Source organism: Pseudarthrobacter sp. O4 (assembly GCF_050157025.1).
Classification (GTDB): domain Bacteria; phylum Actinomycetota; class Actinomycetes; order Actinomycetales; family Micrococcaceae; genus Arthrobacter.
Map to the genome: position 1 here is coordinate 1,043,490 of NZ_CP189591.1, position 25,800 is coordinate 1,069,289.

General features: G+C 68.4%; 23 protein-coding genes and 1 pseudogene. 12 read left to right on the top strand and 12 right to left on the bottom strand.

Translation table 11 applies throughout. The features are described from left to right. Window positions 1–5: 5 nt before the first annotated feature. The 3 genes from dapA to hpaD all read left to right on the top strand — a co-directional run bounded on the left by dapA (window position 6) and on the right by hpaD (window position 3,658). Window positions 6–950: a 4-hydroxy-tetrahydrodipicolinate synthase gene (dapA, locus tag ACQCSU_RS04695; protein WP_426978530.1), complete on the top strand. Its 945-nt coding sequence runs from the start codon at window positions 6–8 to the stop codon at window positions 948–950. A 56-nt stretch (window positions 951–1,006) separates the two neighbouring features. Beyond that, a complete protein-coding gene (gene hpaE, locus ACQCSU_RS04700; RefSeq protein ID WP_426978532.1) occupies window positions 1,007–2,512 on the top strand; it encodes a 5-carboxymethyl-2-hydroxymuconate semialdehyde dehydrogenase in 1,506 nt (501 codons plus the stop codon). Window positions 2,513–2,584: 72 nt separating this feature from the next. After that, the gene (gene hpaD, locus ACQCSU_RS04705; protein WP_426978533.1) at window positions 2,585–3,658 is read left to right on the top strand and encodes a 3,4-dihydroxyphenylacetate 2,3-dioxygenase; all 1,074 of its coding nucleotides are present in this window, start codon (window positions 2,585–2,587) and stop codon (window positions 3,656–3,658) included. A gap of 88 nt (window positions 3,659–3,746) precedes the next feature. Here hpaD and ACQCSU_RS04710 read toward each other — a convergent pair whose 3' ends face one another. The 4 genes from ACQCSU_RS04710 to ACQCSU_RS04725 all read right to left on the bottom strand — a co-directional run bounded on the left by ACQCSU_RS04710 (window position 3,747) and on the right by ACQCSU_RS04725 (window position 10,595). After that, the gene (locus tag ACQCSU_RS04710) at window positions 3,747–5,135 is read right to left on the bottom strand and encodes an MFS transporter (protein WP_426978534.1); all 1,389 of its coding nucleotides are present in this window, start codon (window positions 5,133–5,135) and stop codon (window positions 3,747–3,749) included. A 105-nt stretch (window positions 5,136–5,240) separates the two neighbouring features. After that, the gene (locus ACQCSU_RS04715) at window positions 5,241–8,357 is read right to left on the bottom strand and encodes an AAA family ATPase (RefSeq protein ID WP_426978536.1); all 3,117 of its coding nucleotides are present in this window, start codon (window positions 8,355–8,357) and stop codon (window positions 5,241–5,243) included. After that, the gene (locus ACQCSU_RS04720; protein ID WP_426978538.1) at window positions 8,354–9,532 is read right to left on the bottom strand and encodes an exonuclease SbcCD subunit D; all 1,179 of its coding nucleotides are present in this window, start codon (window positions 9,530–9,532) and stop codon (window positions 8,354–8,356) included. Before ACQCSU_RS04720 ends, ACQCSU_RS04715 begins: the two co-directional genes overlap by 4 nt. Window positions 9,533–9,587: 55 nt before the next feature. Beyond that, complete coding sequence (locus ACQCSU_RS04725) at window positions 9,588–10,595, bottom strand: MIP/aquaporin family protein (protein ID WP_426978539.1); 1,008 nt, start codon at window positions 10,593–10,595, stop codon at window positions 9,588–9,590. A gap of 270 nt (window positions 10,596–10,865) precedes the next feature. Between ACQCSU_RS04725 and ACQCSU_RS04730 the strand changes: the two genes are divergently transcribed. After that, window positions 10,866–12,041, top strand: coding sequence for an ADP-ribosylglycohydrolase family protein (locus ACQCSU_RS04730; protein WP_426978541.1), 1,176 nt, complete (start codon window positions 10,866–10,868; stop codon window positions 12,039–12,041). Window positions 12,042–12,133: 92 nt separating this feature from the next. Here the strand turns inward: ACQCSU_RS04730 and ACQCSU_RS04735 are convergent, their stop codons facing one another. Both ACQCSU_RS04735 and ACQCSU_RS04740 read right to left on the bottom strand, forming a co-directional pair. Continuing rightward, window positions 12,134–12,697: a DUF4395 domain-containing protein gene (locus ACQCSU_RS04735; RefSeq protein WP_426978542.1), complete on the bottom strand. Its 564-nt coding sequence runs from the start codon at window positions 12,695–12,697 to the stop codon at window positions 12,134–12,136. Between the two features lie 82 nt (window positions 12,698–12,779). Next, window positions 12,780–13,799, bottom strand: coding sequence for an exonuclease domain-containing protein (locus ACQCSU_RS04740; protein WP_426978544.1), 1,020 nt, complete (start codon window positions 13,797–13,799; stop codon window positions 12,780–12,782). A gap of 138 nt (window positions 13,800–13,937) precedes the next feature. On the opposite strand from ACQCSU_RS04740, the gene ACQCSU_RS04745 reads away from it, so the two are divergent. Beyond that, on the top strand, window positions 13,938–14,705 hold the full coding sequence (locus tag ACQCSU_RS04745) for a VTT domain-containing protein (RefSeq protein ID WP_426979715.1): 768 nt from the start codon (window positions 13,938–13,940) through the stop codon (window positions 14,703–14,705). An 18-nt stretch (window positions 14,706–14,723) separates the two neighbouring features. Here the strand turns inward: ACQCSU_RS04745 and rdgB are convergent, their stop codons facing one another. The 6 genes from rdgB to clpS all read right to left on the bottom strand — a co-directional run bounded on the left by rdgB (window position 14,724) and on the right by clpS (window position 19,026). Continuing rightward, on the bottom strand, window positions 14,724–15,386 hold the full coding sequence (gene rdgB, locus ACQCSU_RS04750) for an RdgB/HAM1 family non-canonical purine NTP pyrophosphatase (RefSeq protein ID WP_426978545.1): 663 nt from the start codon (window positions 15,384–15,386) through the stop codon (window positions 14,724–14,726). Further along, window positions 15,383–16,141 (bottom strand): ribonuclease PH, encoded by a 759-nt coding sequence (gene rph / locus ACQCSU_RS04755; RefSeq protein ID WP_426978547.1) that lies wholly within the window; start codon window positions 16,139–16,141, stop codon window positions 15,383–15,385. Before rph ends, rdgB begins: the two co-directional genes overlap by 4 nt. A 63-nt stretch (window positions 16,142–16,204) precedes the next feature. Beyond that, window positions 16,205–17,002, bottom strand: coding sequence for an MBL fold metallo-hydrolase (locus ACQCSU_RS04760; RefSeq protein WP_426978548.1), 798 nt, complete (start codon window positions 17,000–17,002; stop codon window positions 16,205–16,207). Then, window positions 16,999–18,039, bottom strand: coding sequence for a glutamate racemase (murI, locus tag ACQCSU_RS04765; RefSeq protein WP_426978549.1), 1,041 nt, complete (start codon window positions 18,037–18,039; stop codon window positions 16,999–17,001). Before murI ends, ACQCSU_RS04760 begins: the two co-directional genes overlap by 4 nt. 59 nt (window positions 18,040–18,098) lie before the next feature. After that, the gene (locus ACQCSU_RS04770) at window positions 18,099–18,665 is read right to left on the bottom strand and encodes a DUF2017 domain-containing protein (RefSeq protein WP_354239677.1); all 567 of its coding nucleotides are present in this window, start codon (window positions 18,663–18,665) and stop codon (window positions 18,099–18,101) included. Beyond that, the gene (gene clpS / locus ACQCSU_RS04775) at window positions 18,658–19,026 is read right to left on the bottom strand and encodes an ATP-dependent Clp protease adapter ClpS (RefSeq protein WP_426978550.1); all 369 of its coding nucleotides are present in this window, start codon (window positions 19,024–19,026) and stop codon (window positions 18,658–18,660) included. The genes ACQCSU_RS04770 and clpS overlap by 8 nt, the downstream gene beginning before the upstream one ends. A 37-nt stretch (window positions 19,027–19,063) precedes the next feature. On the opposite strand from clpS, the gene ACQCSU_RS04780 reads away from it, so the two are divergent. From ACQCSU_RS04780 to ACQCSU_RS04810, 7 genes and pseudogenes are all read left to right on the top strand, one after another. After that, window positions 19,064–20,392, top strand: coding sequence for a nicotinate phosphoribosyltransferase (locus tag ACQCSU_RS04780; RefSeq protein WP_426978551.1), 1,329 nt, complete (start codon window positions 19,064–19,066; stop codon window positions 20,390–20,392). After that, window positions 20,393–21,073, top strand: a complete 681-nt coding sequence (locus ACQCSU_RS04785) for an isochorismatase family protein (protein WP_426978552.1) — start codon at window positions 20,393–20,395, stop codon at window positions 21,071–21,073. A 119-nt stretch (window positions 21,074–21,192) separates the two neighbouring features. After that, a complete protein-coding gene (locus ACQCSU_RS04790) occupies window positions 21,193–21,540 on the top strand; it encodes a hypothetical protein (RefSeq protein WP_426978553.1) in 348 nt (115 codons plus the stop codon). Window positions 21,541–21,701: 161 nt separating this feature from the next. Continuing rightward, window positions 21,702–22,019, top strand: a complete 318-nt coding sequence (locus ACQCSU_RS04795) for a hypothetical protein (protein WP_426978554.1) — start codon at window positions 21,702–21,704, stop codon at window positions 22,017–22,019. Window positions 22,020–22,838: 819 nt separating this feature from the next. After that, window positions 22,839–23,378, top strand: a pseudogene (locus ACQCSU_RS04800) (transposase family protein); the annotation flags it as partial. 113 nt (window positions 23,379–23,491) lie between these two features. After that, a complete protein-coding gene (locus ACQCSU_RS04805; protein WP_426978555.1) occupies window positions 23,492–24,364 on the top strand; it encodes a transposase in 873 nt (290 codons plus the stop codon). 254 nt (window positions 24,365–24,618) lie between these two features. Further along, window positions 24,619–25,773, top strand: coding sequence for a tyrosine-type recombinase/integrase (locus tag ACQCSU_RS04810; RefSeq protein ID WP_426978556.1), 1,155 nt, complete (start codon window positions 24,619–24,621; stop codon window positions 25,771–25,773). The last annotated feature ends 27 nt before the right edge of the window (window positions 25,774–25,800 follow it).

The following is a 25,800-nucleotide window of genomic DNA, read 5'->3' on the forward strand; positions in this document are numbered from 1 at the left end:
AAACGATGAAGTTCCGTTCCGATCCCCAACTGCACCTCAAGGGCTCCCTCGCCGCGATGTTCACCCCGTTCACCGAGGCCGGGGACGTGGACTATGCCAGCCTGCGCAACATGGTCGAATGGCAGATCGCCAGCGGTTCCTCCGGGATCACGATCGGCGGCTCCACGGGCGAACCCAGCGCCCAGTCGGTCGAGGAGCGCGCCGAAGCCATCCGCGTCACCGCCGCCGCGATCGGCGACCGCGTCCCGTTCATGGCGGGCACCGGCACCGCGAAACTGGCCGAAACGCTGGAACTGACGCAGGCCGCCGTCGACGCCGGTGCTGACGCGTCGATGATCATCACGCCGTACTACTCCCGTCCCACGCAGGAGGCGCTGTACCGCTGGTACGCCACGATCGCCACCGAGTTCCCGCAGATGCCGTTCGTGATCTACAACGTGCCCTCCCGCACGGCAGTGGACATGGCCCCGGAGACGGTGGCGCGGCTGTTCCGGGATTTCGAGAACATCGTCGGGATCAAGGAGACCACCAAGGACTTCGAGCACTTCTCCCGTGTGATGCACCTCGCCGGCAGGGACCTGCTGGTGTGGTCAGGGATCGAGCTGCTCTGCCTGCCGCTGATGGCGATCGGCGGGGTCGGCTTCATCTCCGCGCTGGCCAACATCGCGCCGAAGGCATCCGCGGACATGTACAAGGCCTGGATCGAGGGCGACTTCGAGACCGCCCGCAGGATCCACTACGGCGTGCACCCGCTGGTGGATCTGCTCTTCGTCGAGACCAACCCGGCCCCCAGCAAGTGGCTGATGGCCGAGGCCGGCCTGATCACCTCCGGCTATGTGCGGCCGCCGCTCATCACGCCCACCGAAGCCGGGCTGAAGAAGATCAACGAACTGATGGAAGCGGGCCGGGACTACCTCACCCCCGTCGACGCCTTCCGGATCACTCAGTAACACCCTCCCACCCGAATTCCACGCAGAATTCCACGCAGAAACAAAGGATGATTCCCATGGCCGAGCACTACGTTCCGGACGATCTGCCCACGCGGATCCGCCACTACATCGACGGCGAGTTCGTCGACTCCGTCAGCGGCAAGACCTTCGACGTCCTGGACCCGGTGTCCAACGAAACGTACGCCACCGCCGCAGCCGGGCAGAAGGAGGACATCGATCTCGCCGTCGCCGCCGCCCGCAAGGCCTTCACCACCGGGCCGTGGCCGAAGATGAAGCCGCGCGAACGCGCCCGCGTGCTGAACCGGATCGCGGACGCCGTCGAGGCGCAGGAGACGCGGCTGGCCCAGCTGGAAACCTTTGACACCGGGCTGCCCATCACCCAGGCCAAGGGCCAGGCGCTGCGGGCGGCGGAAAACTTCCGGTTCTTCGCCGACCTCATCGTGGCCCAGTTCGACGACGCCATGAAGGTTCCGGGCGCGCAGATCAACTACGCCAACCGCAAGCCGATCGGCGTCGCGGGCCTGATCACGCCGTGGAACACCCCGTTCATGCTGGAGTCCTGGAAGCTGGCCCCGGCGCTGGCCACGGGCAACTGCGTGGTGCTCAAGCCGGCCGAGTTCACGCCGCTCTCGGCATCCCTGTGGGCGAAGATCTTCAAGGATGCCGGGCTGCCGGACGGCGTCTTCAACCTGGTCAACGGCCTCGGCGAGGAAGCCGGCGACGCGCTCGTGAAGCACCCCGATGTGCCGCTGATCTCCTTCACCGGCGAAACCACCACCGGAAAAACGATCTTCCGCAACGCCGCGGAGAACCTCAAGGGACTCTCCATGGAACTCGGCGGCAAGAGCCCGGCCATTATTTTCGCCGACGCCGATCTGGACGCCGCGATCGATTCCACCCTGTTCGGGGTGTTCTCGCTCAACGGCGAGCGCTGCACGGCCGGCTCCCGGATCCTGGTGCACCGGGACATCTACGAGGAGTTCTGCGAGAAGTACGCGGCGCGGGCCCGGAACATCGTGGTGGGCGACCCGCACGATCCTGCCACCGAGGTCGGCGCGCTGGTGCATCCCGAGCACTACGAGAAGGTCGCCAAGTACGTGGAGATCGGGAAGACCGAAGGCCGCCTGCTGGCCGGCGGCGGACGGCCCGAAGGCCTGCCCGAAGGCAACTACATCGCCCCGACGGTCTTCGCCGACGTCAAGCCGGACGCCCGGATCTTCCAGGAGGAGATCTTCGGGCCCGTCGTCGCGATCACGCCGTTCGAGGACGACGCCGAGGCGCTGGCGCTGGCGAACAACACCAGGTACGGTCTGGCCGCCTATGTCTGGACCAACGACCTGACCCGGGCGCACAACTTCTCCCACAGCCTGGAGGCCGGCATGGTCTGGCTCAACAGCCACAACGTCCGGGACCTCCGCACCCCGTTCGGCGGCGTCAAGGCCTCGGGCCTCGGCCACGAGGGCGGCTACCGCTCGATCGATTTCTACACCGACCAGCAGGCGGTCCACATCACCCTGGGCAGCGTCCACACGCCGAAATTCGGGGCTTCGGCCCCGCGCTAGCGCAACCGCCTGCCTGCTGGCTGCCACCTGCCCGCCACCTGCTTCGCCACCACTCAATGAGGAGTCCCGGCCATGGCCAATGACATCATCACCCCCACCGTCCCGGCACCGGACATCGTCCGCTGCGCCTACATGGACCTCGTGGTCACCGACCTGGAAAAGTCGCGCGCGTTTTACGTGGACCTGCTCGGCCTGCACGTCACCTACGAGGACGCGGACGCCATCTACCTGCGTTCCTTCGAGGAGTTCATCCACCACAACCTGGTCCTGCGCAAGGGGCCGGTACCGGCTGCCGCCGCGTTCGCCTACCGGGTGAAGTCCCCTGCCGAGGTGGACGCCGCGGAGGCCTACTACAAGGAACTGGGCTGCCGCACCGAGCGCCGCAAGGACGGCTTCACGAAGGGCATCGGCGACTCCGTGCGGGTCGAGGACCCGCTGGGGTTCCCCTACGAGTTCTTCTACGAGGTGGAGCACGTGGAACGCCTCACCCAGCGCTACGACATCTACAGCGCCGGCGAGCTCGTCCGGCTGGACCACTTCAACCAGGTCACCCCCGACGTCCCGCGCGGCCGCAAGTACCTGGAGGACCTCGGCTTCCGCGTCTCCGAGGACATCAAGGACTCCGACGGCGTGACCTACGCGGCCTGGCTGCACCGCAAGCAGACCGTCCACGACACTGCGCTGACCGGCGGCGACGGCCCGCGGCTTCACCACATCGCCTTCTCTACCCACGAGAAGCACAACATCATCCAGATCTGCGACAAGATGGGCGCCCTGCGCATCTCGGACCGGATCGAGCGCGGCCCCGGGCGGCACGGCGTGTCCAACGCCTTCTACCTGTACATCCTGGATCCGGACGGCCACCGGATCGAGATCTACACGCAGGACTACTACACCGGCGACCCGGACAACCCGACCATCACCTGGGACGTGCACGACAACCAGCGCCGCGACTGGTGGGGCAACCCCGTGGTCCCGAGCTGGTACACCGAGGCCTCGCTGGTCCTGGACCTCGACGGCAATCCGCAGCCGCTCGTGATCCGGACCGAGAGCAGCGAGATGGCCGTGACCGTCGGCGCCGACGGCTTCGCCTACACCCGCGAGCCGGGCGAGGAGCGCGGCTTCAAGCTCGGCGCCCAGCTCTAGCGCCGTCCCCCCGATGCGCTATCGCTCCACGTCGCTCTGAGGGCCCCGGAGCGACCACAGGTGATAGCGCAACCCGGGGTCGGGGATGCTAGGCCGGGACCGCCGTCGTCCTCTTGCTGTGCAGGACGACGGCGGCTGCCGCTCCCAGCAGGAACAGCGCCGAGGCGGCGCAGACTGGCACGAGGAAGGCCGTGGAGTAGCCGTAATTTTGAGCCAGCGGCCCGGCAATGGAGGATCCCAGCGCGGTGCCGGCGACGATGCCGCTGGCCAGCGCCGTCATGACCGTGCCGAGCTTGCCGGCCGGGGCGACGATTCCGCCAATCGCGAAGACGGTGACCATGAGCGGGCCCACGGGCAGCCCCAGGACCAGCAGCACGAGGATCATGGGCAGCGCCGTCGAGGGCAGCAGCAACAGCAAGGCGATGCCGGCCATGAGCGCCGCGCAGGCCAGCCAGCGGGCATTGGCCGTGAACCGCTGGGGCCAGTAGGCGACCGAGAGCGCGGTCACGGCCGAGCTCAGGCCCATCACCGCGTACAGCAGCCCGGCCAGTTCGGAGGTGGCAAAACTGGCGGAGAAGGAACTCAGCGAGGACTGCGTCGAGCCAAAGAAAGTGCCCATGCAGACCATCGCCAGCACGGGAAGGGCGACGGCGGCGAAGGCCCCCACCCGCTGGCGGACCGGCATGGCGCTGCGGCGCTGTTTCTCAAGTGCCGAAGCGGCCGGGGTGCGCGCCGGCGTCCGGATGACCGCGTGGTGGGTGGGGTGCACGGCGAACGCGGGGACCAGGGTGATCGTGAGCGCGGCGGCGAGGGCCAGCGGCAGCCAGGGCGCGATCAGGCTGGCCAGGATCCCGACCAGCGCCGGGCCCAACACGAAGGTCAGTTCGTCGGCGGTGCCTTCGTAGGAGAGGGCCGTGTCCAGGTCCGCGGTGTTGGCTTCGCGTCCGCCCCGGGAGGTCAGGGCCATCCAACGGACCCGGGCCAGCGGGCCGACCTGCGGGCAGCTCGCGCCGGCCACGAACGCGGCCGCAAGCACGGGGACGGCCGTGGCCATCTCCTGTCCGTCGGGGATCAGGTACGCGGCAAGGATCAGCGCGATGACGGCGACGGTGTTGAAGACCGCGGCAAACACCAGCACCGGGCGCTGGCCCAGCCGGTCTGCCAGCGCGCCGAGAACGGGAGCGCCCAGCGCGGAGCCGATGCCGACCGCGCCGGCCGATACACCGCCGACTGCATAGGAACCGGTCACGGCCGTGACCAGGGTGAGGGCGCCGACGGTCAGCATGGCGAGGGGAAGCCGGGCAAAGAGTCCCAGCGGGATGAAGCTGCGGCCTGCCAGCAGCGGGAGCCGGGCGAAGCGGCCGGTGCGGGGCGCGGACACAGGCGCGGGCTCAGAGTAAAGGGCGGCTTCGGGAGCTGGCGCTGTGGACTTTGGCGCTGTGGACATAGGCCTCGTGGAAAACGTTGAAGGGTTCATGATTCCGGGTTCGTTCAATGGTGCGCATCGTCCCTCCTCCCGATGCGCGCAACCCGGTAACCCTCCGATTATAGCCGAGCCGGAGGTCCTAGAGCTGGGAGGTCCTTAGAGCTGGGCGTCGTCGGAGATGTGGAGGGTGGAGCCGTTGCGTTGCTTGACCACCTGCAGCTGGGTGCTGATGCGCTGCTTCATCTCCGCCACGTGACTCACGAGCCCGACCACCCGGCCGCCGTCCCGGAGCCCTTCGAGGGCGTCCATCACCTGTTCCAGGGCCTGTTCGTCGAGGCTGCCGAAGCCCTCGTCCACGAAGAGGGTCTCGATGTCCACGCCGCCGGACTCCTGCTGGACCACGTCCGCCAGCCCGAGCGCCAGCGCGAGCGAGGCCATGAACGACTCGCCTCCGGAGAGCGTCGCAGTGTCGCGGCGCTGCCCGGTCCACTGGTCCACGACCTCCAGGCCAAGCCCAGATTTGGCCCCCCGGGCTGCCTTGGCGTCTGTGTGCTGCAGGGTGTAGCGGCCATCGCTCATGCCGATCAGCCGTTCCGAGGCGGTGACAGCCACCTGTTCGAGCCGGGCCGCGAGCACATAGCTGTTCAGGCTCATCCGGTAGTTGTTGTCCCCCGCACCGCGGGCCGCGTCGGCGACGGCGTTCAGCAGTGCCGCCCGCTCGCGCGGCTCCCGGCCTGCGGCGGCAAGCTCCGCATAGGCGGCGGCAATCCGCCCCACCGTCTGCAGAGACTTCTCCGCGAGACCCGAGGCGAGAACTGCCTGCCGTGTAGCGAATTCCGCGGTGGCTGCGCCGGAGCGGAGCTCTGCCAGGGCCTCTTCCCCGACGGGGCCGCCGGATTCCAGCTCACGGACGGCGAGCGCCAGTTCCTCGCCGGCGAAGAGTTCCTCGATCCGGGCAGCCTCGTCCTGGGTCGCCCGGATGGAGGCTTCGAGGCCTGCCGCATCGCCCGCAGGGAGCATGACGGCCCGGGCCGCCTCCGCGGACTCGAAACCGGACGCCGGCAGTGCCTGCTCCAGCTGCGTCCGGGCCTCCCCGGTGCGGGTCTCGGCCTGTTCCAGCCTACTCCGTGCCTCCTCCGCCCGCTCAAGGATGGCCGCGGTCCCTTTGAGCGCGGTGATGCGCTCCGCCAGGGTGGCATGCCCGGCACGCCGTTTATCGAGCGCGAGTTCGAGGGCGTCCGCCTGTTCTTGGACTTCGGCGATCATGGATTCTGTCTGGGCCGTCCCGGAGGCGGCGGCCACCAGTGCCGCTTCGGCGGCGGTGATTTCTTCTTCGAGCTCCGTCTGCCGGGCCCGGCTTGTTGAAAGCTCCTGTGCCGCGCGTCCTGCCGCGGCCGCGCGTTCCGTGGCCAGCGCGGCCTCGAACCGGGCGTCTTCGGGCGCCGTGTTGCCACCCTGGGCCGCCAGTACGGCAACTTCCTGCTGGGCGTCGGCCAGTTCGCGTTCGAGCGCGGCCAGGGTTGTTTCGGCGGCCTCGCACGCGTCCTGCGCCGCCTGTTCCGCTTCGGCGACGGCCAGGGCGGAGGCTGCGGCCGGGGCGGGGGCCGGGTGTTCGGGGCTGCCGCAGACTGCGCAGGGGATGCCGGGCTGCAGCTGGGACGCGAGCTCGGCGGCGGCGTTGGCGAGCCGTTCCTCGCGGAGATCAAGCCAGCGCTGGCGCCGGTCCTGGTGCTCGTCCCGCGCGAGGCGGTGGCGTTCCGTGACCGCGCCGCAGGCAGCCATGGCGGCGGCGTAGCGCCCGACCATAAGGACAAGTTCCTCGGCGGCGTCGGCTTCCTTGCTGCGCAGTTGGAGTTCTGCCGCGAGCTCTTCGAGCGGGCGCAGTCCGGCGAGCAAGGCGTCGGATTCAGCCCGGAGCGCCTGCAGAGCCAAAGCGCCGGCGCGGCGTCCTGCTTCCAGTTGCTGCAGCGTCGTGCGCAGCTGGGTGGTACGGGTCTCCAGCCCGGAAAGCCTGCCCTCGTCGGGCAGCCGTTCCTCCAGCACCGCCCGGACAGACCGGAGACCCGCAAGGGAGGTCCGCAGGCCTGCACTGTCGATGAGCCCGTCGATGAGCCCGCCGGCGAGACTGCCGCTGAGACCGCGGCCGGGGGTACGGCCGGCACCCTCGGGATTGTCCGTGGCTCCGCCCCGGAGGGAGGACAACTCGGGGTCGGTGAGGGCCGCGGTGCGCAGTTCTGCGGCCGCACCGGTCATGGCCGCGGCTGCGAGCTTCTCGGCCGCTTCGGCACTTTCCACGGCCTGCAGCTGTCCGCCGAGCACTTCCGCCTTGCGGTGCAGGCCGAGCTTCTCGATCTTGACCGTCAGCAGCGGGGCGGCGGACTCTGCTTCGGCCCGGCGGCGTTCTGCGGCGGTGAGTTTCGTGTGGCGGGCGGCGCGGGCGGTGGCTGCGTCCAGTTGGGCCGTGTGTTCGGCGCGCAGCCGTTCGGCCAGGGCTGCGGCCGCCTGGCGCTCTGCCGCCGCTGAGGCGGCATTGGCCTCGAGCCAGGCCAGGAGCGAGTCGGGATCGGCCCGGTCCGGCGCTTCCGCGGTGCAGAGCTCGAGGGCCGCCGTCTCCGCCTCGGCCTGGGCAAGGAGCAGGTCAAGCCGGCTGTTGAGGCTGGCGACCTCGGTGCCGGCGTCCTTCGCCTGCCGGGTGAGTTCCTGCTCCACGGACTCGAAGCGTTGGGTGCCGAACAGGCTCTGGAGCAGCTCGAGGCGGTCCGTCGGCTTGGACCGGAGAAAGGCCGCGAAGTCGCCCTGCGGGAGCATGACCACCCGGGTGAACTGTTCCCGCTTCATCCCCAGAATGTCCGCGATCTCGGCGCCGGCCTCGTCGTTGCGGCCCGATTTTTCGATCCATTCGCCGTTGACACGCTCGCGGAGCAGCGTGTTGGCCTGCTGCACGGTGAAACCGTTTCTGCCGCGGGCGCTGGGCTTGTCCCAGGCGGGAGAGCGCGAGACTTCGAAGTGCCGGCCCCGGGCGGAGAACTCACAGGTGACGCGGGGCTCGGCGGCGGCCTCGGCGTGGTCGCTGCGCAGCCGTTTGCCGTCTTGGCGGGCGCCGGGCACCGAGCCGTAGAGCGCGAAGCAGATGGCGTCCAGGACGCTGGTCTTTCCGGCGCCGGTAGGGCCGTTCAGGAGGAACAGCCCGTGCGTGCTGAGGCGGTCGAAATCGATGTGTTCGGTTCCGGCGAACGGGCCGAAGGCGGAGATTTCGAGTCGGTGGATCCTCACAGGGATGTTCCTTCCAGGCGCACGTTTTCCAGGGCTTCGGCGAGGACGGCGGATTCGGCGTCGTCGGCCCCACGGCCGCGGACGTGCTCGAGGAAGCCGCAGCAGATGGAGAGGTCGTCCTCGGCGTCGGCAAGCCTGCTGCTGTAGCTGGTCCTGGCGGCGGCGCCGGCGCCCTCCGGGTCGAACCCCAGCACCAGGGTGTCGGGGAAGCGGGCACGCAGCCGCTCCATGGCCTGAGCCGGGCGCTGCGCGTCGGTCAGGGTGGTCTGGCAGTAGGCGGTTTCGGCCCAGGCGAGGCCTTCGGCGGAGAGAAGTTCGTCCAGTTTGCCGCGCAGCACCGCCAGGGCCCGCGGCGGCTCCCAGAGCACTTCGCGGATTTCGCCGATTCCGGCGGCCTCCACCTCGACGAGCCAGCTGCCCTTCCTGTCCTTTGCCTCGGAGAAGGAGTAGGCGAGCGGCGACCCGGAGTAGCGCACGGCGGAGGACAGTTCCTGCCGGCCGTGCAGGTGGCCCAGCGCCGTGTAGCCGAAGCCGTCGAAGAGGTCCAGCGGGACGGCGCCCACGCCGCCGATGCTCAGGTCCCGTTCGCTGTCCGAGCTAATGCCGCCGCTCGCGAAGGTGTGCGCCAGGACCACCGAATGCACGGTCCGGGTCCCGGCCCGGGCGGCGAGATCGGTCCGGATGCGGGCGGTGGCGGCCCGCGTCACCTCGAAGTGGCTGGCGGTCTCGACCCCCAATTGCCCGGCCACGAGCCGCGGCTCCAGCCAGGGAATGCCGTAGACAGCCAGCACGGGCCCCGTGGCGTCGTCGGCGCCGTCGAGCGGGAACAGCACGGGTTTGTCCAGCTCGGCCAGGCGCGTGCGAAGGTGCACTCCGCCGCGTTCCAGCAGCCGGGAAGCGAAGCCTAGCCGGATGGCGGAATCGTGGTTGCCGCTGGTCAGCACCACCTGGGCGCCGGCACCGGTCAGGCGCACGAGGGCGTCGTCGAGGAGGCCGACCACGTCCACCCCGGGCAGGGCGCGGTCGTACACGTCGCCGGCGATGAGGACGACGTCGACCGATTCATCCTGCACGAAATTGACGAGCTGGTCGATGAACGCGCGCTGGCCGTCAAGCATCCCGACGCCATGGAACGACCGGCCCAAATGCCAGTCCGAGGTGTGCAATAACCGCATGTTCCTACGGTATCGGCTGCCACCGACAGTATTGCGCCACCGCTCCGGATGGGGACTACTCGCCGCGCTCGCCGCGATTTCCGCGCTTGCCGTCGAAGAAGTCACGCGCGTCGTCGCCGCCCTCCACATCCGCGGTCCCCACCCCGGCGGTGCGGCCAGTGGTACGGGCCTTGGCCGTGCGCGGCCGGGCAGCCGTGCCGCCCGGCTCAGTGATGTCGGCGTCCCCGGTGTCCAGCTCGTCGTCGTCGTCGCTTTCCGGCTCCGGCGCCGTGTCCGGCTCCGGTGCCGTGTCCGGCACCGACGCCATGGCGGGCCGCGTGGCCTGCGCGAAGCCGCGGAAGACCAGTCCCGCGAGGGCCGCGCCCACCAGCGGAGCCACCCAGAACAGCCACAGCTGGCCGAGTGCGTCCGCGTTGCTGAAGATCGCCGAGGCGGTGGCGCGGGCCGGATTGAAGGGGGTGTTGCCGATTGCCTGGCCGAGCTGCAGCAGCACGGCCATGGTCAGGCCGACTGCGAACGATGCCGCTGCCCGGGACGGGTTCCGCCCCGAGGCGGTGCCGAGGTAGACCGCCACCAGCAGGGCGGCGCCGAGGACCTCCACCAGCAGGGCGCCGGCCATCGGGGCCTGGATGATGGAGTGCCCACCGAACCCTGCGGTGACGGTGTCAAACGCGGCCCGGGTGTCGCTGATCTTGGGGATGGTGCGCAGGATGCCGAACAGCGTGACAACACCGAGCAGCGCGCCGAGCAGCTGGCCGCCCAGATAGGCCGCGGCGTCCGTGAGGCGGATGCGGCCGGCGACGGCGTTGCCCACGGTGACGGCGGGGTTGAAGTGGCCGCCGGAGAGGTAGCCGAAGGCCAGCATCGACGCGGTGACGGCCAGGCCCGCCGCCAGGGAGGCGGAGAGCGGGTTCGACTGCGGAATGGTGAACAGCGGAACGCCCAGGCCGGCAACCACCACGAACAAGGTCCCGAGGGCCTCGGCGGACACCCTGGCCAGCAGCCGGGGCCGCCGCGGATCCTCAGGGGTGGCGGCCGGCTCGGGGGCTGACGGCGTGCTCATGTTCAGGAAGTCCTTCGCTTGGGGTCTGCGGTGCGGTCTGCGGGCCTGCAGCCCGCACGCTGCCCGGCGCGCGGCAAGCCGGCGTCCGGGAGTATGGTCTGCGAGCAGTCTGCCAGCGGAGTCTGGACGTTGCCTGGACCTGGGCTTAACGTCCTCGGCCTAACGTCCCAGCGCAATCGCGGCGGGGGTCCGCCTCCGCCGGCCCGGCGGCGGAGGGCCTGTCCCCTGTTGCCTGATTGCAATACCTCCGGGCGGGTAAAATTGGAAGTCATGAGCAACGAGCCCCGCACCACCCCCGCAGCGGCCCCCGCCCCGCCACCCGCCCCGACCCAGGAATCCCGCATCCACGGCTGCCTGCTGGGCGGCGCCCTCGGTGATTCACTCGGCTACGCCGTCGAGTTCGACGACATCTCCACCATCCGTGCGAAGTTCGGCCCCGAAGGGCTGCAGGACTTTTCAGCGCTCGACGGCGGCAGCCACTTCTCCGACGACACCCAGCTCACGCTCTACACCGTGGACGGGCTGCTGGAGTCGCTGGAATGGGCGAACTCGGGCGTGGGCGCGGACACCAATGCCTGCCTGTGGCTCGCGTACCTGCGTTGGCTCGGCACCCAGGGCGTCCCGGTTCCGGAAGCGGCCCCGTTCCAGCCTCCCCGCTGGATCGATTCGCACGAGGTCCTCAAGCACCGCCGCGCCCCCGGAAACGCGTGCCTGAGCGGTCTGGCCACCGGTGAGATGGGAACGTTCTACCGGCCGGTCAATCCGGAGTCCAAGGGCTGCGGCACGGTGATGCGCTCGGCGCCGTTCGGCCTGGTCCCCTACATCGGCGCCGAGGCCGTCTACAAGCTCAGTGCCGATGCCGCCTCATTGACCCATGGGCACCCCGCGGCGCGGCAGAGCGCCGGCGTTTTCAGCCTGGTCATCCATGCCCTGACCGCCGGCCAGGGCCTCCGTGAAGCCGCCGACTTCGCGCTGGGACAGCTGGACGCAGGTCACCTGCGCAAGGGTGAAAAACCTGATCCGGACCTCATCGCCCGGCTCGAAGCGGCCGTGCGCCTGGCCGGGGCCGGGAAACTCCTGGACCCCGAGGAGCTGGTCCGGGAACTCGGCGCAGGCTGGGTGGCCGAGGAGGCACTCGCCGTCGCACTCTACGCTGTGCTCGCCACCGCACCTGATCCCACCGAGCCTTATCAAAGCGAGCCTTATCAAAGCGAGCCGGACCCGACGGCGGCGGCCGCCGGCCGCCCGGAGGCCCACTTCCGCGCGGCGATCGCCCTCGCGGTGAACCACAGCGGGGACAGCGATTCCACGGCGTCGATTGCCGGGAACATCCTGGGCGCGTTCTACGGCGAGGAGTGTCTGCCGGAAGCGTGGCTTGAGGCATTGGAAGCCCCGGACGTCATCCGGGGCATGGCCTCGCGGCTGGCAGCAGCCACCGGCCCCTGACCCGGCGCCGGTCGCACCGACGCACGGACGCACGGACGCACGGACGCGGCATGCTACCCGGCTGATGCCTGCGGCGTCTATGGTGAATGTGTCTAGGCGCGCCGGAGCGGGATGTTGTTGCAGGCCTCGCACACGTCGTCGGGGATCAGGCCGCGGCGCTGCAGGATGCCAAAGATGGCGCAGCCGAGGCAGAAGCCGACGAAGGATTCCAGCGAAGCGGCCACAATCAGGAGGCCCAGCAGGATCCAGGCGGCCGGCGCCAGGCCGGCGGCCAGCAGGATGGCGGCCGCGGTGGACAGGGCGGCACCGATCCCCTGCGCGAAGCGCTTCGGCGGCCCGGGAACCAGCCGGGTCTTCCCCAGCAACGGCGTCAGGACCTTGACCGAGAGGATCCCGAACGGCGAGATCCGCGGGCCGAACCCCAGGCGCAGCCAGAAGCCGACGGCGATCACTGCCAGTCCCCAGCCGAAGCCGGTCAGCAAGGTCACCACGGAGAGCAGCACCACGAGTCCGGCCGTGATGCGGGCGGAGTACTCATTCACCGGGTTGGGGAACGCGAAGACTTGTCCCCAGTCGATCCCGGTCTGTGCGGCAACGGCGGTCGCGGAAGCTGCAGTCGTCGGTGTAGCAGCCGGGGTCCCGGTCGGTTTGCTCATCACCCAAGGCTAGATATAGCCGCAGCCCGGGCGAAATGATTGTTGCGCCGCATGACGCTTCCCGCCATCCCCGACGGCGGCGTCAGCCGATCGTCGCTGGGGCCACGTGGCCTCCGACCATCTGCAGGAATTCGCCTTCGGAGAGGACTTCGATCCGCTGGCCCCGCTCGTGCAGTTCCAGGACCCGCCGGGCCTTGCCGGTGATCCGTCCGGAGCGCAGGTCGGCGGCCACGAAGCCGTCCCCCACCACCAGGACGGTGGTGCGGGCAGTGACCCGGCTCTCGGGCCTGGCTCCCAGCTCGGCGGAGCGGTTCTTCGCTTCCGGCCGGGGTATCGCCAGTTCGCCGGTGAACACCACGGTCTGGCCGAACAGCGGGTGGCCAGGTTCTGCCGCGGCGTTCGGGAGCGGGTTGGCGCCTTCTTCGGGCCAGCCGGCCTGGAAGGGCCGAATCACGGGAACCAGGCCCTGTCCGGCGGCAAGCGCCTCGAGGGCCGACTGGCTGGGCTTTGACAGCGGGTCCCGCAACGGGTCGAAGGCCGGCTGGCGGGACACGGTCAGGCCCAGGGACAGGTAGAGTTCCGCGATGCTGCCGGCGCCGTTCCGGGCGGCGATGTCAATCAGGATGCCGGCGCAGGCGCGGGCATCCTCGGCGGCGTCGTGGTGGTTGACCAGCGGGACGCCGGCTTCCTCGGCCGCGTAGGGCAGGGAGTTGGACACCAGCGAGTAGCAACGCCGGGACAGCATCACGGTGCAGACGTAGTCGTAGGCGGGGCCCGGCAGCCCGGAGACTTCCAGTCCGGAGCGGATCACGCCGAGATCGAAGGCGGCGTTGTGGGCCGCGAGCACGTCGCCGCCGATGAAGGCGCCGATCTCCGGGAACAACTCGCCGAAGCGCGGAAGCCCGGCCACCTGCTCCGGACGGATGCCGTGGATCCGGACGTTGTGGTGGTCGAAGCGGTCGTGGTTTTCCGGCGGCCGCATCAGCCAGGAAGCTTCCTCGACCACGACGCCGCCGCGGACTTTGCTCAGGCCAACGGCGCACGGTGAACCGCGGAAGCCGTTCGCGGTCTCAAAGTCGATCGCCGTAAAGTCCAAACCCACGCCCCGACTTTACCGCCCGCCGGCCCTCCCGCCCGCATCGACCGCTGGCCCGTCGCCCCGGCCGCCGGCGCCTGCAGAACGCCGGCGCAACGCCCGACGGCGGCCGTCCAGTAGGCTTGACGGGTGAACCTTTTAGCTATCAGCGACTTTGCCGTGTCCACGATCGGCGGGGCCGGTCCGGTACAGCCACACCTTTCCTCGCTCCTTCCCGACTGGCTCAACCCGCAGGTCTTCCTGGCCGATCCGGCCCTCGCGCCCTGGGTTGTGCTGCTGGTCTGCGGCATCATCTTCGCCGAAACGGGCCTGCTCGTCGGCTTTTTCCTGCCGGGCGACTCGATGCTGTTCACTGCCGGACTCCTCGTCGCGACAGACACGATCAAATTCAACATCTGGGCCTTCGCGGCCCTGATCATCGTGTCCGCCATCATCGGCAACCAGGCCGGCTACCTGATCGGTTCAAAGGCCGGCCCGGCCATCTTCAACAAGCCCGATTCCAAGCTCTTCAAGCGCGAGAACGTCGAGAGCGCCCACGCCTTTTTTGAGAAGCACGGCGGCAAGGCCCTGATCCTGGCCCGCTTTGTGCCGATCATCCGGACCTTCGTCCCGGTGATCGTGGGCGTCGCCCAGATGAGCAAGCGCAAGTTCCTCCTGTTCAACGTCATCGGCGCCGTGCTCTGGGGCGGCGGCGTCACCCTGCTGGGCTACCTGCTCGGCGACAAGGTGCCGTGGGTCCGCGAGAACCTGGACATCATTTTCATAGCCATTGTGCTGGTGTCCGTCATCCCGATCGGCATCGAAGTGATCCGCGGCTTCATCGCCAAGCGCCAGGCCGAAAAGTACGGCACGGATCCCGTGGAAGGGTTCATCGAAGAGCACGAGCCCGAAGAAGAACGCAAGACCCCGTAGCGCACTGCCGTGGCCAGGCTACTTCCCGGCCAGCGCCTCCACGATTGCCGGGAGCAGCGCCCGGAAGGCCTGGCCGCGGTGGCTGATGGCGTTCTTCTCCTCGGGGCTCAGTTCCGCGCAGCTGCGGTCCAGGCCGCTCGGCTGGAGCACCGGATCGTACCCGAACCCGCCGGCACCCCGGGGCGCGCGCAGCAGCGTCCCTTCCAGCTGCCCGTACTCCACGACCTCGCGGACCTCCTCGGGGGAGGATCCGGGCACGGCCAGCGCCGCCGCGCAGACGAACGCGGCGCCCCGGTACTCGTCCGGCACATCGGCCAGCTGGGCGAGCAGCAGCCGCAGGTTGGCGGCGTCGTCCCCGTGCCGGCCGGACCAGCGGGCCGAGAAGATGCCCGGCGCGCCGCCGAGCACGTCCACGGCGAGCCCGGAGTCGTCGGCGATCGCCACGAGTCCGGTGGCCTGCGCCACGGCACGCGCCTTCAGCAGCGAGTTTTCGGCGAAGGTCACGCCGGTCTCGGCGACGTCGGGGGCTCCGACGGCGCCGGCATCCACCACCTGGGTGTCGACGTCGAGCCCGGGCACCTGGCCGCGCAGCAGTTCGCGGAGCTCGCGCAGCTTGCCCTTGTTGTGCGTGGCCAGCACCAGAACCGGCGCCTGCCCCGGTTGGTCAGGACTTGCTGTCACGGGGCTTCCGCCAGCGTTTCGCGCTGGATGGCGGCGAGCTGTTCGGTGCCCAGCAGTGCCAGGTCCAGCAGCTTGTTCAGCTCGTCGCGGTCGAACGGGGCACCCTCGGCCGTGCCCTGGACCTCCACGAACTTGCCGGAGCCCGTGACCACGACGTTCATGTCGGTCTCGGCCCGGACGTCCTCGACGTACGGCAGGTCCAGCATCGGGATGCCGTCGATGATGCCGACGGAGACGGCGGCGATGGTGTCGATCAGGGGCTCGGCGTTGCGGGCGAGCATCTTGTTCTCGCGGGCAAAGCGGATGGCCTCCGCGAGGGCCACGTACGCGCCGGTGATGGCGGCGGTGCGCGTGCCGCCGTCGGCCTGCAGGACATCACAGTCCAGCACGATCGTGATCTCGCCCAGGGCCTTGGTGTCGATGATGGAGCGCAGCGAGCGTCCGATCAGCCGGGAGATCTCGTGGGTGCGGCCACCGATCTTGCCCTTGACGGACTCGCGGTCCGAGCGGGTGTTGGTGGCGCGGGGCAGCATGGCGTACTCGGCCGTGACCCAGCCCCGGCCCTCGCCCTTGAGCCAGCGAGGGACGCCTTGGGTCAGGGAAGCCGTGCACAGCACCCGGGTGTTGCCGAATTCGATCAGGGCCGAGCCTTCGGCCTGCTTGGACCAGCCGCGGGTGATGCTAATCGGCCGGAGTTGGTCGGGGGTGCGGCCATCGGCGCGGATGACGGGGGCAATAAGGGCTTCGGAAGTCATGCCTTTAGCTTATCGACTTGGCGAGACGCCGCCGTGCGGCTGCCTGTCCCGCAGCGATGCGGCTCAAATCGTGTAGTGCACGCCCGCGACGGCTACGGCCACGTCTTCGCCGAACACCGGCCTGGCCTCCGCCATGACAGTGCTCGGGGACGTCCAGACCGGAATGTGGGTCAGGAGCAGGCGGCGGGCACCGGCGGCCTTGGCGGCTTCCCCTGCGCGTTTGCCGGTCAGGTGGACGTCCTTGATGCCGTCGTCACGGCCCTCCTCGAAGGCTGCTTCGCACAGGAACAGGTCGGCGTCCCGCGCTGCGTCCTCAAGCCCGCTGCAGGAGTCCGTATCCCCGGAGTAGCTCAACACACGGCTGACCGGGGTGCCGTCCTTGCCGGGCTCGGTGACCTCGACACGGAGCGCATACGCCTCCTCGACGGGGTGGTTCACCGCGAAGGGTGTCACTGTGAACGGCCCCATCGTAACGGGCTTGCGCTCGGCCCAGTTGCTGAAATCGAACTCCTCGTGCATGCCCGGGTCCAGCTCCAGGCCATAGGCGGTGGCCATCCGGTCCGCTGTCGCTGCGGGTCCCCAGACCGGGATCCGGCCCCGGCCCCAGCCGCCCGGCTTCCAGCGCACCGCAACGTGCAGCCCGCACAGGTCCATGCAGTGGTCCGGGTGCAGGTGGGTGAGGAAGATCGCGTCGATGTCCTCGAGGTCCGTGTACCGCTGGATGGCGCCGAGCGCGCCGCTGCCGAGGTCCAGGACGATCTTCCAGTTCCGCTCGCCGTCGCTGGCGGTGAGCAGGTAGCACGACGCCGGCGAGCCGGGGCCCGGAAACGATCCGGTACAGCCAACGATGGTCAGCTTCACAGGCCCGGACCCCCAACGAAGTTGGAGATCCGCGGCCGGCCCGCGCCGGCCTGCGCGGCGGCGATCATTTCCGGGGTGATCCGGGCCAGGCTTCCGGTGGGGTACTGCGCCGCGACATGGTCCACGTGGCGGACGCTGAGGACTTCCGGGCCCAGGAAGCGGCGGGCGAGGTGCTCAAACTGCGCGGCGTCCCCGGTGGCGATGAAGGTGTGCCCGGGAGGGGTGGTGTCCTGCCGTTCGAGGCCGCGGGACGCCAGGGCCCGGTAGACGTCCTTGGCAGTTTCCTCGGCACTTGAGACCAGGGTGACGTCCTCGCCCAAGACGAAAGAGATGACGCCGGTGAGCAGCGGATAGTGGGTGCAGCCGAGGACCACGGTGTCCACTCCGGCGGCCCTGAGCGGTGCGAGGTATTCGCGGGCGACGGCGAGCAGCTCCGGACCGGTGGTGATGCCTGCCTCCACGTAGGGCACGAACGCCGGGCAGGCCACGGAAGTGATCTGCAGGTCCGGGGCGGCCGCGAAGGTGTCCTCGTAGGCGCGGGATCCGACCGTGGCCGAGGTGCCGATCACGCCGACGCGGCCGCTGCGGGTGGCCGCGACGGCGCGCCTTACAGCCGGCTGGATCACCTCGATCACGGGGATCCCGTACCGGGCGGTGTAGCGTTCGCGGGCGTCCCGCAACACGGCGGCGGAGGCGGAGTTGCAGGCGATCGTCAGCAGCTTGACGCCGGAGTCCACCAGTTCGTCCATCACGCCCAGGGCGTTGGCCCGCACCTCGGCGATGGGGAGCGGTCCGTAGGGGCCATGGGCTGTGTCGCCGACGTACAGGATGGATTCGTTCGGCAGCTGGTCGATGATGGAGCGGGCAACCGTGAGTCCGCCGACGCCTGAATCGAATACACCGATGGGCCGCGACCCCAGCTGGCTGGTTGCGGTGCTGCTCACCCGGGAGTCCGCAACAGCTTCCGCTGCCGGATCAATGTTCGATGCTGAAGTCATGATTATTCGAGGATAGGGCTTAGCCGGGGGTGCGGCCATCACATTGTGGCGTGCGACTCATGTCTAGTGAGTCACACGACGTGCGCAAACGCGCCCGTTCAGCCGCGCGGTTCGATCGACTGCAGCATGGCCTGGACCAGGGACTCCTGCAGCCACGTCGTGAAGTTGTAGACGAGGGCCAGGTAGCTTTCCACGTCCTCGGCCTGCGACCAGTCCTGCATGAGGTGGACATGCTCCGCGTCCGCGTCGTCGCGGATGTCGAGGCGTTCGGCCAGCACCAGCCGGACGTCGTTGAGCGCCGTGGACCAGTGCCGGGCATCGGCCGGGGTGAGGAGCAGTTCGTCCTTGTCCAGGCCCAGGGCCGCGGCCTTCAGGGCGCCGATCTTGTTCTCCCGCAGCGAGCGCTCGGTGTACCGGCGGAACTCGAGGGAGGCGTCGTCGTCGTTCTTCATGACGTTGGGAAGCAGCCGCTTCAGGGCGCGGTCCGAGGGTTCGCGGGCCTCGGTGTCCAGCCCCACCAGCGCGGCGAGGGGATCCTGGTTGGCGCGCTCTTCCGGCTCCAGCATGGAGATGACGTCGTCGAAGAGGCTGCGCAGCAGTTCCCGTTCGGCCGGCTCTAGGTAGCCGGTGATGCCCTTGAGTCCGTAGGTGAATGCCTTAGCCACGTTTTCCCTTGCCCTTGCCTGCTCCTGTGCCGTCGCCGCCGCCGGTCGCCTTTTCCACCGTGGCCCAGAGCCCGTAGCCGTGCATGGCGACCGCGTGCTGCTCCACCTGCTCCTTGCTGCCGTGCGCCACGATGGAGCGGCCCTTCTTATGGACCTCCATCATGAGCTTGTTGGCCTTGGACTCCGAATAGCCGAAATAGCTGCGGAAGACGTAGCTCACATAGCTCATCAGATTTACCGGATCGTTCCAGATCACGAGGTTCCAGGGGATGTCTGGGGCGGTCAGGACGTCGGTGGACGTCGCTGTTCCGGTCTGGGTGCCCGCCTGTGTATCAGGGCCGAGCGCAACGCTGAGGGTCATCTGTCCATTCTATGGGGATGCGCACTAGAGTGAATTTGTGAGTACCTCAGCTGGCCGGGACCGTCCCCGCACGTCCCTGTACACCGACCATTACGAGCTGACCATGCTGCAGGCCGCGCTGCATTCCGGCGCCGCCCACCGCAAGTCAGTGTTCGAGGCCTTCGCCCGGCGCCTGCCGGACGGCCGCCGCTACGGGATCGTCGCCGGCACCGGCCGCCTGCTGGAGGGCATCGCGGACTTCCGTTTCGGCGACGCCGAGATCGACTTCCTGCGCCGTACCAAGGTGGTCAACGAACAGACCCTGGACTTTCTGGCAGGCTTCTCCTTCTCGGGCGATATCTGGGGCTACGCGGAGGGCGAAGCGTACTTCCCCAACTCCCCCATCCTCATTGTCGAATCCACCTTCGCCGAGGCCTGCATCCTTGAGACATACATCCTCTCGATCCTCAACCACGACAGCGCTATCGCCTCCGCGGCCTCGCGCATGATCACCGCGGCCGGCGGCCGGCCCTGCGTGGAAATGGGCTCGCGCCGGACCCAGGAAGAGTCCGCCGTCTCGGCCGCCCGTGCCGCCATCATCGCGGGCTTCGACAGCACCTCCAACCTTGAGGCCGGCCTGCGCTTCGGGCTCAAGACGGTGGGCACGGCCGCGCACTCCTTCACCCTCCTGCACGACACCGAACGCGAGGCCTTCGAGGCACAGATCGCCTCGCTGGGAGCCGGCACCGCGCTGCTCGTGGACACCTACGACGTCGAGGCGGCCGTCCGCACCGCCGTCGAACTCGCCGGGGACAAACTCGGCGCGGTGCGCCTGGACTCCGGGGACCTCGTGACGCAGGCGCAATGGGTCCGCCAGCTCCTCGACGAACTCGGCAATGAACGCACCCGGATCATCGTCACCTCGGACCTGGACGAGTTTGCCATCGCGGCGCTGCAGTCCGCCCCGGTGGACTCCTACGGCGTCGGCACCTCGCTCGTGACCGGCTCCGGCGCCCCGACGGCGAGCATGGTCTACAAGCTGGTCAGCCGCACGGACGATGCCGGCGAGTTCGTCCCGGTGGCGAAGGCCGCCAAGAACAAAACCAGCAAGGGCGGACGCAAATACGCCCTGCGCAAACTCAACGAACGCGGCACAGCGACGCAGGAGATCGTGGGCGTCGGCCGCCGCCCGGAAGACGACGGCAACGACCGTCCGCTGCTCCAGCAGTTCATCAAGAACGGTGAGCTCCTGCCCGGCTGGACCGGCCCGGACGGCGTAGTGCGCGCCCGCCGCCGCCACGCGGACACCATGAAGGAGCTTCCAGCCGTAGTCAACCGGCTGCAGCGCGGCGAGCCAGCCATTCCCACCATCTACGAGGAGTACTGAATGTCCCGCGCCCTGATCATCGTTGACGTGCAGAATGATTTCTGCGAAGGAGGCTCGCTGCCGGTCGAGGGCGGGTCGGAGCTTGCCGCCGAGATCAGCGAATACGTCGACTCGCACCACGGCCAGTTCGACCACATTGTCGCGACCCAGGACTGGCATATCGATCCGGGTGCGCATTTCTCCGAGGAGCCGGACTTCGCGGACAGCTGGCCGCGGCACTGCGTGGCAGGAACCCGCGGGGCCGAGCTGCATCCGGATCTCGACACCGAATACATCCAGGCCTACTTCCGCAAGGGCCAGTACACGGCGGCCTACTCCGGCTTTGAGGGGCTGCTGGCCCCGGACGATGCCGTCCCCACCGGCGACCGTAAGCCCGGAGCCATGCCCGTCTCCGGAATCGGGGCCGGCACGGCCGACGCCGGGGACGCAGCGGCCTTCGCCGCCAATGACTTCGCCGCTGGCGAGGACGCGATCGGACTCGATGACTGGCTGCAGAGCCACGACGTCGAGGACGTCGTGGTGGTGGGGATCGCCACCGACCACTGCGTGAGGGCCACCGCGCTGGACGGCGTCCAGGCCGGATACTCGGTGACGGTGCTGCGCGGCCTGACCGTGGGGGTGGCCGAGGACCTTGACGATGCCGTCGCCGAAATGGAACTCGGCGGCGTCGACATCGCCTGAGGCCACCAGCAGTCCTTAGCGTGCAGCATTGTTGCGACGCCGGGCCGGAAGAAGCTGTCCCCCACAGTAGACTCGACAAACTGCCACTATCGTCTGACCCGTGAAACCCGGAGTACACCATGAAAAAGATCCTCACCGTCCTGATCGCTGCCGCGGCCCTGCTCGGCGCCGCCGGCTGCTCGGCCGCCCCGGCAACGAGCAACGAGGAGACCTGCACCCGGATCCAGTCCGTCGGCTCGGGCCCGACGTCCAACTCGGACAAGGCAGGCATGATCCGTCTCGCCAACCGGCTCAGGCCCGTCCATGCGACCGCCTCGGATGAGCTGAAGGCTCCGCTTAAGTCCATCATCGAGTACCTGGATGAGTCAGCGAAGGCCAACCCGGACTCCGCGAAGGTCCAGGATCTCCAGGCCCAGTACACCGCTGGCGGCCAGACCCTCGGCAAGGTCTGCGGCGGTGGCCAGTAGCAGCCGGAAAGCTGCCCTGACAAGCGCTGTTTATACTGACCGGGCCGCCGGTGAATTCCACGGTGGCTGCAACACCCTTGGTTAGGACACTCGGCGCGTTCCGTCAAAAGACCTATCATTCGACGGGCAGACGGTCGAACGAGGAACAGAAGGAGATACGAATGGGCGCCGACCAGTACCACGAGCCACCCGAGGAACTATCTGCAGAAACCCGCACCTTTGCGCGGATGTGTGCGTCGCTGAGTGAAGAAGCCGAAGCGATCGGCTGGTACGTGCAGCGAATCTCGGTTGAGCCTGATGCCGAAGCGCGCGCCATCATGGAGGACTCCATGGGAGAGGAGTTCAAGCACTTCAGCATGGAGCTCGAGTTCCTGCTGCGACGCACGCCGAAGTGGCGAGAAACAGCCAAGGGCATCTTGTTTAAGACTGGTGACATCGTGGAACGGGGCGAAGCCGCGGAAGAAGCTGCTTCGGACTGAATCGCTAGCGGCGACGCGGCTGGTCCTCCGAGGGATCTCCGTACAGCGATCCCCTCTGTGGGCTGATCAAAGGCTAGCCAGACGTATAACGGGTGTCCCGATCCGCGGATGCATTTCAACGCTAAGTAATGCCTTCCAAGCCGTGAGTTCCTGCCGGACACCACCTCAAGGAGGACGGGTCCTCGAGGTGAGCGAATTACCTTTGTCGCATGGTGAACCCCGCGCGGATCACGCAAAAGTGCGAACGTGGATGACGAGCTTCGCGATGAGATCGCCGAGCAACAGCCGCAGGTCGGGGTGAGTTGAGAACCGGATCTCTCGCCCCGCCCAACTGAACCAGCGTGCTGCAACCACGGAAATTCAGGAACAAGCGCCGATTCCGGGGAGCACGTTCGGAGGAATCCGGTCATTCCCGCCTGCGATGAACTCCGCCCGGCCGACTCCTCCTGAAATTCCGTGGTCGGGTTCGAGCTCATCCAGCTCAGGTAACGCATCGCCTGTGGACTGTGAAGGGCGCCTCCAGAGAGCGGCCAACCATCTGTTTCCGAAGCGATCCTGCCGTTCGCCGAGCATCGACGGGCAATCAACCCGCTTCGCAAGCCGGTCGCCCAAGGGCGCAAATTTCGTTGAAAGTTTCTGGATCTCGAACGCCGGGTTTCTGTAACTGTTGGTTGAGAATGGTTCTGGCATGAATTTCGTGAATGGTGCCGGATTGTCGCTGCGGTGGCATCGTTGCGACAGTGTGAGGATTTGCTGCGGGTGGTGTTCCCGCATTTAGACAGGGTGCTGGTGGAGCGGGTCCGCCGGGTGGGCGGGACGGTGCGGGTATCGGCCCGGACCCGTCCGGACAGTGCGTTCCCGTGCCCGGACTGCGGGGCGCTGTCGCGGCGGGCGCATAGCCGCTACTTGCGCCTGATCGCGGACACCGCTGTGGGCGGGCAACCGGTAGCCATCGAGGTGTCGGTGCGGCGCCTGTTCTGCGACGAGGCGGGCTGCCCCCGGTGTACCTTCTCCGAGCAGGTCAACGGCATGACTACCCGCTATGGGCGGCGCACCCCGGCGCTGGTGACGATGCTCCAGGCTGTCGGCCTGGCCCTGGCCGGGCGGGCCGGGTCCAGGCTCACCGCCGTCCTGGGTGCCACGGTGAGCAGGACAACCCTGCTCCGCCTGGTGATGCTGCTGGCCGCCCCCACTCCGGCCGGCGCGCCAAACGTGCTGGGGGTGGACGACTTCGCACTGCGCAAACGCGAGGTTTACGGAACGGTCCTGGTGGACTGCGGCTCCCGCCGTCCCATTGACCTGTTGCCGGACCGGCAGTCCAGCACCTTCGCCGGATGGCTGCGTGAGCACCCGGGCGCGCAGGTCATCTGCCGCGACCGGGCCGGGGCCTACGCGGAAGGCGCCCGCACCGGAGCGCCGGAAGGGTGCAGGTCGCCGACCGCTGGCACCTGTGGCACAACTTGGGCGAGCATGTGGAAAAGGAGGTCGCCCGGCACCGGTTGTGCCTGCCCGGGCCCGCCGCGCAGCACGTCCCCGATGACCGTCAAAGGCCTTCCGGGGAGGTCGGCAAGGCGGCCGCCGACGCCCACGCCGCCAGCCATGTCCTTTCCGGGCGGACGCACGAGCGCTACCGGCGCGTGCACGAGCTCCTCGGGCAGGGCGCCAGCATGCAGGCAGCCGCCCGGGAGCTTGGCCTGGCCTACAACACGGTGCGCAAGTATGCGCGCGCCGACAGTGCGGACACGCTGACCGCCACGTCCTGGGCCCACCGGAGGACCATCCTCGATGCCTACAAGCCCTACCTGCACCAGCGGCTGAGCGAGGGCCCGGCCAGCACCGCCGAGCTGCACCGGCAGATCACCGCGAGGGGTTACCGGGGCAGCCATGGCACGGTATTGGTCTACCTGCGCGCGCTCCGCGCCACCGGAATCGTCCCCTCGCCGGGTCCTGCGCCGCCGACAGCACGGCAAGTGGCTGGCTGGATCATGTCCGATCCCGACACTCTGGGCGAAGAAGAGCGGGCCAGGCTCAAGGCCGTGCTGGCAAACTGCCCGGAGCTGGAGTCCACCACCGCGCACGTACGCGGCTTCGCCGCCATGCTCACCGAGCTGCACGGTGACCGGCTCCGGGACTGGCTGGGCAAGGTCTACATCGACACCTTGCCGAATCTGCATTCCTTCGCCAACGGCATCGACCGTGACCGGGACGCGGTCATCGCCGGACTGACCCTGCCCTACAGCTCCGGCGTCGTTGAAGGACACATCAACCGGATCAAGATGATCAAACGCCAGATGTTCGGCCGGGCCGGCTTCCAGCTCCTCCGACAAAGAGTCCTTCTCTCATGACCGCAACCACAACCAATTCACGAAATTTATGCCAGAACCAACTCTGGCTAACAATCACAGAAAATCAAAGGCGTGTCGTGTTTCTTTCGAAGACGCCGACCGGCCGTCTCAGTTCCTAGGTTCTATAGGGGTCCGACCACCTGTGGTGGACTGTGGCACAAGTTGGATCGCTTGCTTGGTGGACGACGGGTTCTCTCCGTGTGTCGGTCAGGTGTTCGTCGTGATGGCGTTCATGATTGGCGTAGGAGATGACTATGCGAACTTTTCCGGTCCAGATGCCTTCTGGAATGCGCTACTGGACAGTGATCGGCGAGGACCTGCTGGTCATTTCTGTGGCGGATGCATATCTGCGGTATTTACGGTTCGGGCGTGATGCTGCCGAGTCGACGACTAAGACCTATGCGGGCGCGGTCGCACTTTATCTATCGTGGTGCGCGGCCACCGGGCAAGACTGGCGGGCCGCTGCGGGGAAGATGCCGGCGTTCGTGTTGTGGCTCCGCCACTCCCCGTCGCAGCCGGGGACAACAACCGGCGGCGCGGTCGAGACTGCGGTCCGAGGACCGCGGCGGATCAACTGCGTGCTCGCAGGGGTGCGGGGCTTCCTGGCCTTCGCGGTGGATCACGGCGACGCTCCGAGAGGAGTGCTGGGTCATCTTTATGAGCTTGCCAATAGCCAGGATCTGCCGGCTGAGGCGCGCGGCGAGGACGGCGTCTGGAGGCTGCGGATGAAGGCCCGGCACAGGGTTCCTGCTATCAGGCAACGGCCTGACCGGGCCCGCGATGAAGATGTCCTCGCGCTGCTGAGGGCATGCCTCTCGGCGCGTGACCGGCTGCTGGTGATGCTGCTCGCGCGGGCTGGATTGCGTCGCGGCGAGCTGGTTGGACTGCGGCGTGAGGACGTCCATTTCCTGGTCGACTCATCGTCCTTGGGCTGTCGCTTCCCCGGATCTCACCTGCACGTGGTGCGGAGGCAGAACACTAACGGCGCGTGGGCAAAATCGCGGCACTCCAGGATCGTCCCGGTGGATTCGCTGGTCGTGTATGCCCACGACCAGTACTTCACCGAGAGAGCCATGAATACCGCGGCAGGTGAGAGCGATTTCTTGTTCGTGAACCTGTTCCGGGCGCCCATCGGCGCGCCGATGACTCCCGCTGCGGTAAACGAATTGCTGGCCGCGGCCTCCCGCCGGGCGGGTCTGGATCCGGCCGTGCACCCGCATGCGCTGCGTCATGGGTTTGCCAGCAACGTCCTGGACGCCGGCGGGAGCATCGACGAGGTCCAAGAGCTCCTCGGCCATGCCTCGATCAGCTCGAGCCAGGTGTATGTCCATCCGGCACCGGAGCGGTTGCGCGCGGCGGTGGAGCGGGTAGCCCCGGGCCGCCACGTCACCGGGAACGTGACGAGGTGACCGCCGTGCCAGCCCGTGCTCTGGTCA

Bases quoted from the DNA above. Each gene is read 5' to 3' on its own strand.
- dapA (WP_426978530.1), top strand. From the start codon at position 6: ATGAAGTTCCGTTCCGATCCCCAACTGCACCTCAAGGGCTCCCTCGCC.
- hpaE (WP_426978532.1), top strand. From the start codon at position 1,007: ATGGCCGAGCACTACGTTCCGGACGATCTGCCCACGCGGATCCGCCAC.
- hpaD (WP_426978533.1), top strand. From the start codon at position 2,585: ATGGCCAATGACATCATCACCCCCACCGTCCCGGCACCGGACATCGTC.
- ACQCSU_RS04710 (WP_426978534.1), bottom strand. From the start codon at position 5,135: ATGAACCCTTCAACGTTTTCCACGAGGCCTATGTCCACAGCGCCAAAG.
- ACQCSU_RS04720 (WP_426978538.1), bottom strand. From the start codon at position 9,532: ATGCGGTTATTGCACACCTCGGACTGGCATTTGGGCCGGTCGTTCCAT.
- ACQCSU_RS04725 (WP_426978539.1), bottom strand. From the start codon at position 10,595: ATGAGCACGCCGTCAGCCCCCGAGCCGGCCGCCACCCCTGAGGATCCG.
- ACQCSU_RS04730 (WP_426978541.1), top strand. From the start codon at position 10,866: ATGAGCAACGAGCCCCGCACCACCCCCGCAGCGGCCCCCGCCCCGCCA.
- ACQCSU_RS04735 (WP_426978542.1), bottom strand. From the start codon at position 12,697: ATGAGCAAACCGACCGGGACCCCGGCTGCTACACCGACGACTGCAGCT.
- rph (WP_426978547.1), bottom strand. From the start codon at position 16,141: ATGACTTCCGAAGCCCTTATTGCCCCCGTCATCCGCGCCGATGGCCGC.
- murI (WP_426978549.1), bottom strand. From the start codon at position 18,039: ATGGCCGCACCCCCGGCTAAGCCCTATCCTCGAATAATCATGACTTCA.
- clpS (WP_426978550.1), bottom strand. From the start codon at position 19,026: ATGACCCTCAGCGTTGCGCTCGGCCCTGATACACAGGCGGGCACCCAG.
- ACQCSU_RS04785 (WP_426978552.1), top strand. From the start codon at position 20,393: ATGTCCCGCGCCCTGATCATCGTTGACGTGCAGAATGATTTCTGCGAA.
- ACQCSU_RS04790 (WP_426978553.1), top strand. From the start codon at position 21,193: ATGAAAAAGATCCTCACCGTCCTGATCGCTGCCGCGGCCCTGCTCGGC.
- ACQCSU_RS04795 (WP_426978554.1), top strand. From the start codon at position 21,702: ATGGGCGCCGACCAGTACCACGAGCCACCCGAGGAACTATCTGCAGAA.
- ACQCSU_RS04810 (WP_426978556.1), top strand. From the start codon at position 24,619: ATGCGAACTTTTCCGGTCCAGATGCCTTCTGGAATGCGCTACTGGACA.